This is a genomic window from Streptomyces sp. NPDC057099, from assembly GCF_042671245.1.
GTDB classification, from domain to species: domain Bacteria; phylum Actinomycetota; class Actinomycetes; order Streptomycetales; family Streptomycetaceae; genus Streptomyces; species Streptomyces purpurascens.
In genome coordinates this window covers 26,748-38,479 of sequence record NZ_JBHUTX010000028.1, presented here as the reverse complement: position 1 = coordinate 38,479, position 11,732 = coordinate 26,748, and the positions used below count along the sequence as shown (strand labels likewise).

The following is an 11,732-nucleotide window of genomic DNA, read 5'->3' as shown; positions in this document are numbered from 1 at the left end:
GGGGGAACTGAAGGGACACCGTGAGAGAGCTGCGCATCAGGGTGCTGGTCGGCGTCTTCGTCGTGGCCGGGGTGCTGTCCTGGGCCGGGGCCCGCCTGTGGAACTCGGTCGGCACTCTCCCGAGCGTCCCCTTGGCCGCCCCCATCGTCCTCGCCGTGATCGCCGTGGTCCTGCTGGCCACGGCGCTCTCGCTCCGCGCCCGCCTGAAGGCCCAGCGCGAGCGGCAGCCCGACGCCAAGGGCGTCGACCCCATGATGGCGGCCCGGGCGGTCGTTTTCGGCCATGCCAGCGCCCTGGTCGCCGCCCTCGTCTCCGGCATGTACGGCGGCACCGGCGTCTTCCTCCTGGAGTCCCTCGACATCCCCGCCCGCCGCGACCAGGCCATCTACGCCGGCCTCGCCGTCGTCGCGGGCATCGCCGTCATAGCGGCCGCCATCTTCCTGGAACGCGTCTGCAAACTCCCGGAAGACGACGAGAACGACGGCACGGGCGCGGCCCCGACGACGTGACCCCACCCAGGCCTCCTCACCAGGGCCGGCGGGCGAGGTGCCCGTTGACCAGGAAGCCGGGGTGGGGGTCGAGGCGGTAGCTGTAGAGGGTGAAGGGCTTGTTCGTCGTCGTCCGCCGCCGCACCTCATGCACCTGGGTCCAGGCGACCTCTCGGAGTTGCAGTAAGTGCTGCTCGGGCTTGAACGTGCCGCGTCCGGGCCAACTGTCGGCCACGACCAGGTGTGAGGCCTGCCCGGTGGGGCGCGGGGTGAATCTCGCGCCGATCACATGCGCCAGCTCCGCGAGGAACGGCACATTGGCACTGACCAGCAAGCGTCCGGCCCAGGTCTTCGGCCGGTAGCCGTCGCCGTCCACGTATCCGTCGAGAAAGCCTTCGAGGGTCTGTCCCGGAGCACGACGCGAGGGAACCGCTGCCGCATGTGGTGCGCGTCCCCGCCCACGTATTGCCTCACCAGGTCCGCCAGATACGACGCGACCACACGCACACGGAAGCCAGGGACTTGCCGCTGAAGGTAACCGGACGGGCGTGTCACCGCTTGCAGCCGGGCGGGCAACCCGGTGGCAGCCGTCAGGCAGGCCGCATAACGGGCAGCGAAGCCCTCGTCGTTGACCACGAGTGACACATAGTTCTTCCCGACTGTGCCGTCAGAGCACGTGGCTCCGAGGAAGTAGCCGAACTCGTATCCCGGCTTGATCGTCAACCGCTCCCGGCACAGCTTCCGCGCAGACGTCCAGGCCAGAACAGTCCCCTCGGCATCTCGTCCGTGAACCCACCCGTCGGGTGTGCCCAGTAGCTGATCCGGCGAGACCGTAAGCGTCACGTGATCGGTCACCACGTCCACAACCTCGCGGACCCGGACGGTCGCCACCTCTTTGACCGTCGTCGGGACTGTGCGCTCCCCGTCCAAGGTCCACAGACGGCAGCCCACCTGAACGCTCCGCGCCTGCAGGCGTCCACCGACGACGTTCAGCGTCTGCTTGCTCGGCAGCCCATGCCCCACCGCGTCCCCCGATCAGCGATCAACCCCACTGATCAACAAATATATCGGGCACCACTGACAATCAGGTCAGCGCGCCATGATCAGGCTCATAGCCTCATTACGGGTCGCAGAGTCACGAAGCTGACCGCGGACCGCCGAGGTGATGGTCTTCGCACCTGGCTTCCGGACCCCGCGCATCGACATGCACATGTGCTCACACTCGACAACGACGATCACGCCACGCGGCTCCAGGATCTGCATCAGGGAGTCGGCGATCTGCGTGGTCAGTCGTTCCTGCACCTGCGGACGCCGTGCGTACACGTCCACGAGCCGCGCCAGCTTGGAGAGGCCTGTGATCTTGCCTTCGACGGATGGAATGTAGCCAACATGGGCAACTCCGACAAATGGTACGAGATGATGTTCGCAGGAGCTCAGGACTTCGATGTCCTTCACCAGCACCATCTCGTCATGTCCGAGATCGAACGTCGTCGTCAGCACATCCTCCGGCTTCTGCCACAGCCCGCCGAATATCTCCTTGTACGCCCGCGCGACCCGCGCCGGAGTCTCCCGAAGGCCCTCGCGGTCGGGGTCCTCGCCGACCGCGATCAGCAGTTCCCGAACGGCGTTCTCGGCTCTCTTCTCGTCGAATTCGCCGAGCTGGCCCTCGCCGGCCAGCGTCACGGGGTCGGTCATCTGGGTGCCTCGTTCCTGTGTCCTTCAGGGGGCGGCCTGCGGAAATGGCGAAAAGCCGCGCCCCCCAGGTTAAAACCTGGGGGGCGCGGCATCCATTCCGGGCCCAGGGGGGGCGCCGGGAGAGCGGGTCAGCTCTCGGGGCGGTCCTCCGGGGTGCGCTCGGGCGCCGGGGCGGGTTCCGCCGCGGTGCTCTTCGCGGTGGAGATGGCCGGCGTCGCGCCGTTCGTCCCGTTCGTCAGGGCCAGCTCCTTGGGGGAGAGGACCGGCGGGCGGGTGGACGGCGTACGGCGGGAGGAGCCCGTCCAGGCGGGCCGCGGCGGGCGCTTGACGATCGGCGCGAAGATCTCGGCGATCTCCTCCTTGCCCAGCGTCTCCTTCTCGAGGAGGGCCAGGACCAGGTTGTCGAGCACGTCGCGGTTCTCGACCAGGATCTCCCACGCCTCGTTGTGCGCGGTCTCGATGAGCTTCTTGACCTCTTCGTCGACCAGCGCGGCGACCTCTTCCGAGTAGTCGCGCTGGTGAGACATCTCACGCCCGAGGAACGGCTCGGTGTTGTCGCCGCCGAACTTGATCGCGCCGAGACGCTCGGTCATGCCGTACTGCGTGACCATGGCGCGGGCCAGGCCGGTGGCCTTCTCGATGTCGTTGGCGGCACCCGTCGTCGGGTCGTGGAAGACGAGCTCCTCGGCCGCGCGGCCGCCCAGCATGTAGGCGAGCTGGTCGAGCATCTCGTTGCGCGTGGTCGAGTACTTGTCCTCGTCCGGCAGCACCATCGTGTAGCCGAGGGCACGGCCTCTGGAGAGGATCGTGATCTTGTGGACGGGATCGGAGTTGGGTGAGGCCGCCGCGACCAGGGCGTGTCCGCCCTCGTGGTACGCGGTGATCTTCTTCTCCTTGTCCGACATGATCCGGGTCCGCTTCTGCGGGCCCGCGACCACACGGTCGATCGCCTCGTCCAGCATGTGGTTGTCGATCAGCTTCTGGTCGCTGCGGGCCGTCAGCAGGGCGGCCTCGTTCAGCACGTTGGCGAGATCGGCACCCGTCATGCCGGGCGTACGGCGGGAGACCGCCGAGAGGTCGACGTCGGGCGCGACCGGCTTGCCCTTCTGGTGGACCTTGAGGATCTCCAGACGGCCCTGCATGTCCGGGCGGTCGACCGCGATCTGGCGGTCGAAGCGGCCGGGGCGCAGGAGGGCCGGGTCGAGGATGTCCGGGCGGTTCGTGGCGGCGATCAGGATGACGCCGCCCTTGACGTCGAAGCCGTCCATCTCGACGAGCAGCTGGTTCAGGGTCTGCTCGCGCTCGTCGTGACCGCCGCCGAGGCCGGCGCCGCGGTGGCGGCCGACCGCGTCGATCTCGTCGACGAAGACGATCGCCGGGGCGTTCGCCTTGGCCTGCTCGAACAGGTCACGGACTCGGGAGGCACCGACACCGACGAACATCTCGACGAAGTCGGAACCGGAGATCGAGTAGAACGGCACGCCCGCCTCGCCCGCGACGGCACGCGCGAGCAGGGTCTTGCCGGTGCCGGGCGGGCCGTACAGCAGCACGCCCTTGGGGATCTTGGCGCCGACGGCCTGGAACTTGGCCGGCTCCTGGAGGAATTCCTTGATCTCGTGGAGTTCCTCGACGGCCTCGTCCGAGCCGGCGACGTCCGAGAACGTCGTCTTCGGGGTGTCCTTGGTGATGAGCTTGGCCTTGGACTTCCCGAAGTTCATGACCCGGGATCCGCCGCCCTGCATCTGATTCATCAGGAACAGGAAGACGACGACGATGAGGACGAAGGGGAGCAGCGAGAGCAGGATCCCGACGAACGGGTTCTGCTTGGACGGCGAGACCGTGTAGCCGTCCGGGATCTGCTTGTCCTGGAACTTGGCCTGGAGCGTGTTGGCAATCGTCACGCCCTGGTCACCGATGTAGCTCGCCTGGATCTTCGAGCTGCCCTCGATCTTTACGCCGTCCTTGAGCTCGGCCTTGATGGTCTGCTCGTCGCCGGTGGTCAGCTTGGCCGAATCGACCTTGTTGGCATTGATCGCCTGGACGACCTGGCCGGTGTCCACCGTCTTGTAGCCGCCGGACGAGCCGACGACCTGCATCAACACGACCACGGCAAGGACGGCCAGCACGATCCACATGACCGGCCCACGGAAGTATCGCTTCACGTCCATCCATACGGAGCGGTGCCGCCCCGTCCCTCCTGCCATAGTGAGTTTGATAAAGACTGTTCTTCGGACGGTACCCCAGCATTGTCACCTGAAGCTGCGCGGGACGACTGGCGATCCGTCTACGCATGCTCCAACGGCGGGAAGTCCGCTGGGGTTCCCGATCACCGTCACGGCACCCCGGCCGGGATTCAGCCGCCGTACACGTGGGGCGCGAGCGTACCGACGAACGGGAGGTTGCGGTACTTCTCGGCGTAGTCCAGGCCGTAGCCGACGACGAATTCGTTAGGGATGTCGAATCCGACCCATTCCACGTCGATGGCGACCTTCGCGGCCTCGGGCTTGCGCAGCAGGGTGCACACCTTGAGGGAGGCGGGCTCGCGCGAGCCGAGGTTGGAGAGCAGCCAGGACAGGGTCAGGCCGGAGTCGATGATGTCTTCGACGATGAGGACGTGCTTGCCCTTGATGTCGGTGTCGAGGTCCTTGAGGATCCGCACCACACCGGAGGACTGGGTGCCCGCCCCGTACGAGGATACGGCCATCCAGTCCATGGTGAGGGGGGTGGACAGGGCCCGGGCGAGGTCGGCCATGACCATCACCGCGCCCTTGAGGACTCCGACGATCAGCAGGTCCTTGCCCGCGTACTCCGCGTCGATCTTCGCGGCCAGCTCTGCGAGCTTGGCGTCGATCTCTTCTTTGGTGATGAGTACCTGTTGAAGGTCGGCACCCATGTCTTTCGCGTCCACCCGCATCACTTTCGGTCGTCCCACCGGCTGAGCGGCCCCTCCATCGACTGCCCGGAGGGGTCGTGGTTCAGCCTTGCCGAATCACCAGTCTGCCACCCTGCCGCTGGGCCACGACCTTGCCGGGGAGGTTGATGGCTCCCTGGCCGCGCCAGCCGGTGATGAGCCGGTCGACTTCCTCGATGTGGCGGGCGAACAGCGAGCCGGCCGGCGCACCGGCCGCGATGGCGGCCCGGCGCAGGACGCGGCGGCGTACGGCGGGGGGCAGGGCGTAGAGCTTCGCGCACTCCAGCACCCCGGTGGCGTCGCGGACGGTGGCCTCGGCCCGGCCGGCCCAGGCGTCGAGGGCGTCGGCGTCGTCGCGGGAGAGCTGTGCCGTACGGGCGAGGGCTTCGACGACGCCCTTGCCGAGGGCCTTCTCCAGGGCGGGCAGGCCTTCGTGGCGCAGCCGGGAGCGGGTGTAGGCCGGGTCGGCGTTGTGGGGGTCGTCCCAGACGGGCAGGGACTGGACCATGCAGGCCTTGCGGGCGGTCTGCCGGTCGAGTTGCAGGAAGGGGCGCCGGTAACGGCCGCCGGCCCCCGAGACCGCGGCCATGCCGGACAGGGAGCGGATGCCGGAGCCCCGGGCGAGGCCCAGGAGGACGGTTTCGGCCTGGTCGTCGCGGGTGTGGCCGAGGAGGACCGCGGTGGCGCCGTGGCGTTCGGCCGCGGTGTCGAGTGCGGCGTAGCGGGCGTCGCGGGCGGCGGCTTCGGGTCCCACCCGTCGCCCACCACCACCCGTATAGGAGGCGCCATGCGCCGCGTTGCTCGATGTGCGGCCGACGGTCACGGCGACGGAGTCGACCGGGTCGAGGCCGAGTTCGCGCAGGCGCTGGACGACTTCCTCGGCGCGTGCGTCGGAGCCGGGCTGGAGGCCGTGGTCGACGGTCACCCCGCCTGCTCTGATGCCGAGTTTGGGGGACTCGAAGGCGAGGGCGGAGGCGAGGGCCATGGAGTCGGCGCCGCCGGAACAGGCCACGAGCACGAGCGGCGGGGGCGGCGGCTCGTGCGAGGGGGCGTGCGGGAGCGCGACGGTGGCGCTGTGGTGTTCGGTGAGGAGGTCGTGGAGGACGCGGCGGACCGCCAGGCGTATCGCCGCGACCGCAGGATGGGGACCCATGTCCGGTTCCCTTCATGAAGTTGTCGGGGGGTGAGCCCGAGGTTCGGTCACGCAGAGTGTGTAGATGGTGACAGAACCGGGCCGTTCCCCGAGCATTGCACGCCTACCCCTGCCTCACGGTCCCTCGGACGGGTGATTGGAGGGGCGTTCGCCTGCCGTCGACCGGATTCCTTTCACGACCTTGCCGCGATGTTCACTACTCGGTCCTGCGATGCACCCGCGCGATCCAGTCCGCCGGTTTGGCGATCTCCGTCTTGGTCGGGAGCGTGTTGGGCGAGGTCCACACCCGGTTGAAGCCGTCCATGCCGACCTCGTCGACGACGGCCCGGACGAAGCGTTCGCCGTCGCGGTACTGGCGGAGCTTGGCGTCCAGGCCGAGGAGCTTGCGCAGGGCCAGGTCCAGGCGGGAGGCGCCCTTGGCGCGGCGCTGCTGGAACTTCTCGCGGATCTCTCCGACGGTCGGTACGACGTCCGGGCCGACGCCGTCCATCACGAAGTCGGCGTGGCCCTCCAGCAGGGACATGACGGCGGTGAGGCGGCCGAGGATCTCCCGCTGGGCGGGGGTCTGCACGATCTCGACGAGGGAGCGGCCGCCGTCGTCCTCCTCGGCCTCGGGGCGGCCCCCGGCGAGGGTCTGGGCGGCTTCGCGTACGCGTTCCAGGACGGTCATGGGGTCGACGTCGGTCTCGCCCAGGAAGGACTGGATCTCGCCCTCGAGGTGGTCCCGGAGCCAGGGCACGGCGGTGAACTGGGTGCGGTGGGTCTCCTCGTGAAGGCAGACCCAGAGGCGGAAGTCGTGGGGGTCTACGTCGAGTTCGCGCTCCACGTGCACGATGTTCGGGGCGACGAGCAGGAGCCGGCCGCCGCCGTTCTCCGCGGCCGGAAGTCCTGTGGTGGCGGGGGCGAAGGTCTCGTACTGGCCGAGGACGCGGGAGGCCAGGAAGGACAGCAGCATGCCCAGCTCGACGCCGGTGACCTTGCCGCCGACCGCGCTCATCACCGCGCCGCCGGGGGTGTTGCCGCGGCGGTCCTGCATCTTGTCGAGCAGGGGCTTGAGGAGTTCCCGGAAGCCGGCGACGTTCGCGCGGACCCAGCCGGGGCGGTCGACGACGAGGACGGGGGTGTCGTGCCCCTCCTCGGTGCCCAGGCGGGTGAAGCCGCGGACGTGTTCCTCCGAGGCCTTGGCGTGCCGGCGCAGTTCCGCGACGACGGCTCGGGCCTCGTCCCGGCTGACGTCGGGGCCCGGCCGTACGAGCCGGGTCGCGGTCGCGACCGCGAGATTCCAGTCGACCATGCCGGTTGAAGCACCACCGATGCTCGTCATGCGTCAACCGTACGTGAGCGCTCGCCGCTGGGGCAGGGCGGCGAGAGGTGGGTGACGCCGGGGTGCGCTGTCAGGTGCTCGGCGTTCGCGGGGTCGGCGGGGCCGGGGTTTCTCGGCCGGTGATCGGCGTTGGTGGCTGTGCAGCCGTTCAGGTGGCAGCTATCGGCAGCCGCATTCCGACAAGGTCGTCGCCGCTCTGTCCAGGGCCTTCTGGGCTGCTTCCGGGTTGGTCGTGTCGTTGGCCATGAAGGCGAAGGCGAGGAGGCGGCCGTCCTGGTCGACGAGGGTGCCCGCGAGGGTGTTGACGCCGGTCAGGGTGCCGGTCTTGGCGCGTACGACGCCGGCTGCTCCGTCCGTGTAACGGCTGGTCAGGGTTCCGGTGAAGCCGGCGATGGGGAGGCCGGTGAGGGCCGGGCGGAGTTCGGGGCGGTCGGGGTCGGCCGCCTTGGCCAGGAGGGCGGTGAGGAGGTCCGCCGTCAGCCGGTCGGCGCGGTCGAGGCCGCTGCCGTCCTTGAAGGCGGCGCCGTTCAGGGGGAGGCCGAGCTTGCGCAACTGCGCGCTGACGGCGCGGTCGGCGCCTTCGAAGTCGGCGCGCTCGCCGGTGGCGAGGGCGGTCTGGCGGGCGAGGGCCTCGGCGATGTCGTTGTCGCTGTTGGTCAGCATGCGTTCGACGAGGGCCGAGAGCGGGGGCGAGGAGACCGTGGCGAGGGTCTTGGCCCGGGTGGTGGCCTTGGACGGGCCGGGGGCCGTGGTCCTGATGCCGTAGGACTTCAGGAGGTCGCCGAAGCGGCGGGCCGCGTCCTGTGCCGGGTCGGGGACACGGGCGACCGGGCCCTTCGTCGAGTCGTCGGTGCGGCCCTCGTCGGCCATCAGGGAGCTGACGAGGGCGAGGTTGGGGTTGACCCCGATCGGGTGCTTTTCGTCGCCCGCGTAGAGGGTCGTGTCGTAGGAGAGCGTCACCTCGCGGACGCCCCGTTCGGCCAGGGAACCGGCCGTCTCGGCGGCCAGGTCGCGCAGGCTCGCCCAGCCTCCGTCGTCCTCGTGGGCCGTGAGCGTGGGGTCGCCGCCGCCGACCAGGACGACTTCCCTCGTGTCGGGTTCCAGCGCGGCGCGGGTGGTGACGCGGTGGTCGGCGCCCATGGCGGACAGCGCGGCGACGGCCGTGGCGATCTTCGTCGTCGAGGCCGGGGTGAGCGCGGCGTCCGAGCCCGTGCCGTACAGGCGCCTGCCGCTCGTGACGTCGACGACCGCCGCCGCGGGCCGGGGGCCGAGCGCCGGGTCCTCCAGCAGCGGCGTGAGGGCGTGGGCGAGGGCCTTGCCGTCGGGGGCGGCCTTCACCTTGCTGACGCCGCCGAGGCCGGTCAGCACCGGGGCGGCGCTGGGGGCGGGCCGGGGGCGGCCGGGGGCGCCGGAGGTGCCGCCGTGATCTGTGCCACCCGGGCGGTTCAGGGCGGCGGCCCGGTCCCGCTCGGCCGTACGCTGACCCGAGGAGTCCCAGGGACCGGCGGCGGTCACCACCCCGGCTGCCAGTGCGAGACCGGCGGTGGCGGCACCCGCGGTGTACTGCCAGGTCTTCAGCCGCGTCAGCCGCGCGACCTGCGGTTTCCCGGCCCGTGCAAGCCGCGCGACCCGTGGTTTCGCGGCCGCGGCGACCCTGGCCAGGCGCGGTCGTACGGCGCCCGCGATCCGCACCATGTGCGGCCTCGCGGACCGCCAAGGCCTCAGCTCTGGCACGAACACCAGCCCCTTTCGCGATCACACACCTGCGTGAGGGACACTTAACCACCAGAACTATGTGTTGATCATGGAGGAGCCACCGGTGGAGTTCGACGTCACGATCGAGATTCCGAAGGGTTCGCGCAACAAGTACGAGGTGGACCACGAGACCGGTCGTATCCGCCTGGACCGGCGACTCTTCACCTCGACCGCCTACCCGACCGACTACGGCTTCGTCGAGAACACCCTCGGCGAGGACGGCGACCCGCTGGACGCGCTGGTCATCCTGGACGAGCCGACGTTCCCGGGCTGTCTCATCAAGTGCCGTGCGATCGGCATGTTCCGTATGACGGACGAGGCCGGTGGCGACGACAAGCTGCTGTGCGTCCCGGCGACGGACCCGCGTGTGGAGCACCTGCGCGACATCCACCACGTGTCGGAGTTCGACCGCCTGGAGATCCAGCACTTCTTCGAGGTCTACAAGGACCTGGAGCCCGGCAAGTCGGTCGAGGGCGCCGACTGGGTGGGCCGTACGGACGCCGAGGTCGAGATCGAGCGGTCCTACAAGCGTTTCAAGGAGTCGGGCGGTCACTGACCTCCTCCCTTGATGCCCTCGGGCCGCACGCCTGCGCGTGCGGCCCGTTCGTCCGTCTGTGCGCATACTGAAGCTGTGGGGGGTACGAGGCTGACGTGTCGTACAGGGAGCGCCAGGCAGTGACGGACGCGGAGGACCGCAAACCGAAGTCGGACGAGGCGAGGAGCGGGTTCTCGCCTCCCGGCGGGGCCGCCGTCGACGGGGACATGTCGACGACGTCGGAGTTCGCGATCCCGGAGGGGCTGGCCTTCCACCGGACGGCCGGTGCGGAGGCCGAGACGACGTCCGAGTTCTCCCTCCCGGAGGGGATGGACGTCCCGCAGGCGCCCTCGGCGGAGCCGGAGGGGTCGGCGTTCACGACGCCGAGCACGTACACCGCGAAGCACGCCCTGTCCGCGTTCACCCCGCCGACCGGGATTCCCGTGGTCAGCCTGACCAAGGACGTGCCCTGGCAGGACCGGATGCGCACGATGCTGCGGATGCCGGTGGCGGAGCGGCCGGCGACGGAACCGAGCCAGCGGCACGCCGACGAGGCGGGGCCCGCGGTGCCGCGCGTGCTCGACCTGACGCTGCGTATCGGGGAGTTGCTGCTGGCGGGCGGTGAGGGCGCCGAGGACGTGGAGGCGGCCATGTTCGCCGTCTGCCGGTCCTACGGTCTCGACCGCTGCGAGCCGAACGTCACCTTCACGCTGCTGGCGATCTCCTATCAGCCGTCGCTCGTCGACGACCCGGTCACGGCGTCGCGGACCGTGCGCCGCAGGGGCACCGACTACACGCGGCTGGCGGCCGTGTACCAGCTGGTGGACGACCTCAGCGACGACGAGACGGCGGTCTCCCTGGAGGAGGCCTACCGGCGGCTGGCGGAGATCCGGCGTAACCGGCACCCCTACCCCGGCTGGGCGCTGACCGGCGCGAGCGGGCTGCTGGCCGGTGCGGCCTCCGTGCTCGTCGGCGGTGATCTGCTCGTGTTCGTCGCCGCCGCGCTGGGCGCGATGCTCGGTGACCGGCTGGCGTGGCTGTGCGCGGGGCGCGGGCTGCCGGAGTTCTACCAGTTCACGGTGGCCGCGATGCCGCCGGCCGCGATCGGGGTCACGCTGACGCTGGTCCATGTGAACGTGAACGCGTCCGCGGTCATCACCGGTGGACTGTTCGCGCTGCTGCCCGGGCGGGCGCTGGTGGCGGGGGTGCAGGACGGGCTGACCGGCTTCTACATCACCGCGTCGGCGCGTCTGCTGGAGGTTCTGTACTTCTTCGTGGGCATCGTCGCGGGTGTGCTGCTGGTGCTGTACTTCGGTGTGCAGCTGGGGGCGCGGCTGAACCCCGACGGGGCGCTCGGGATCTCCGACCAGCCGGTGCTGCTGATCGGGGCGTCGATGCTGTTGTCGCTGGCGTTCGCCGTGCTGCTTCAGCAGGAACGATCCACCGTGGTGTGGGTGACGCTGAACGGCGGTGTCGCGTGGGTCGTGTACGGCGCGATGCACCTGGCCGGGGACATCTCGCCGGTGGCGTCGACGGCTGCGGCGGCCGGGCTGGTGGGGCTGTTCGGGCAGTTGCTGTCGCGGTATCAGTTCGCTTCGGCTCTGCCGTACACGACTGCGGCGATCGGGCCGTTGCTGCCGGGTTCCGCGACGTACTTCGGTCTGCTGGCGATCGCGCAGAACGAGATCGACGAGGGGCTGGTGTCGCTGTCCAAGGCGGTGGCTCTGGCCATGGCCATCGCCATCGGGGTGAATCTGGGGTCCGAGATCTCGCGGATGTTCCTGCGGATCGGGTCTGCGGAGAAGCGGCGGGCCGCCAAGCGGACCAGGGGTTTCTAGTGCCGTTGGCGGCCGCGGGCCGGTGGAGGTTTC

General features: G+C 69.8%; 10 protein-coding genes. 3 read left to right on the top strand and 7 right to left on the bottom strand.

Going from position 1 to position 11,732, the window contains the following annotated elements; translation table 11 throughout:
- Positions 1-20 precede the first annotated feature (20 nt).
- Positions 21-509, top strand: coding sequence for a DUF3180 domain-containing protein (locus ACFT4A_RS28060; protein WP_382835095.1), 489 nt, complete (start codon positions 21-23; stop codon positions 507-509).
- Between the two features lie 16 nt (positions 510-525).
- On the opposite strand, the gene ACFT4A_RS28055 is transcribed toward ACFT4A_RS28060, so the two are convergent.
- The 7 genes from ACFT4A_RS28055 to dacB all read right to left on the bottom strand — a co-directional run bounded on the left by ACFT4A_RS28055 (position 526) and on the right by dacB (position 9,266).
- Positions 526-864 carry a hypothetical protein gene (locus ACFT4A_RS28055; RefSeq protein WP_382835093.1) on the bottom strand — a complete coding sequence of 113 codons (339 nt, stop codon included), beginning with the start codon at positions 862-864 and terminating at the stop codon, positions 526-528.
- Positions 865-1,577: 713 nt separating this feature from the next.
- Positions 1,578-2,183: a GTP cyclohydrolase I FolE gene (gene folE / locus ACFT4A_RS28050; protein ID WP_382490906.1), complete on the bottom strand. Its 606-nt coding sequence runs from the start codon at positions 2,181-2,183 to the stop codon at positions 1,578-1,580.
- A gap of 128 nt (positions 2,184-2,311) precedes the next feature.
- Positions 2,312-4,351, bottom strand: coding sequence for an ATP-dependent zinc metalloprotease FtsH (gene ftsH / locus ACFT4A_RS28045; protein ID WP_382835224.1), 2,040 nt, complete (start codon positions 4,349-4,351; stop codon positions 2,312-2,314).
- Positions 4,352-4,536: 185 nt separating this feature from the next.
- Complete coding sequence (gene hpt / locus ACFT4A_RS28040; RefSeq protein WP_184594965.1) at positions 4,537-5,097, bottom strand: hypoxanthine phosphoribosyltransferase; 561 nt, start codon at positions 5,095-5,097, stop codon at positions 4,537-4,539.
- 61 nt (positions 5,098-5,158) lie between these two features.
- Positions 5,159-6,247, bottom strand: a complete 1,089-nt coding sequence (tilS, locus tag ACFT4A_RS28035) for a tRNA lysidine(34) synthetase TilS (RefSeq protein ID WP_382835090.1) — start codon at positions 6,245-6,247, stop codon at positions 5,159-5,161.
- Positions 6,248-6,443: 196 nt separating this feature from the next.
- Complete coding sequence (locus ACFT4A_RS28030) at positions 6,444-7,571, bottom strand: zinc-dependent metalloprotease (RefSeq protein WP_382835087.1); 1,128 nt, start codon at positions 7,569-7,571, stop codon at positions 6,444-6,446.
- 159 nt (positions 7,572-7,730) lie between these two features.
- A complete protein-coding gene (gene dacB / locus ACFT4A_RS28025) occupies positions 7,731-9,266 on the bottom strand; it encodes a D-alanyl-D-alanine carboxypeptidase/D-alanyl-D-alanine-endopeptidase (RefSeq protein ID WP_382835221.1) in 1,536 nt (511 codons plus the stop codon).
- Positions 9,267-9,390: 124 nt separating this feature from the next.
- Here dacB and ACFT4A_RS28020 point away from each other — a divergent pair, with 124 nt between their 5' ends.
- Entirely contained in the window at positions 9,391-9,882 is a 492-nt protein-coding gene (locus ACFT4A_RS28020; protein WP_215119828.1) for an inorganic diphosphatase, read from the top strand.
- Positions 9,883-10,001: 119 nt separating this feature from the next.
- Positions 10,002-11,699 carry a threonine/serine exporter ThrE family protein gene (locus tag ACFT4A_RS28015; protein ID WP_382835085.1) on the top strand — a complete coding sequence of 566 codons (1,698 nt, stop codon included), beginning with the start codon at positions 10,002-10,004 and terminating at the stop codon, positions 11,697-11,699.
- Positions 11,700-11,732 lie beyond the last annotated feature (33 nt).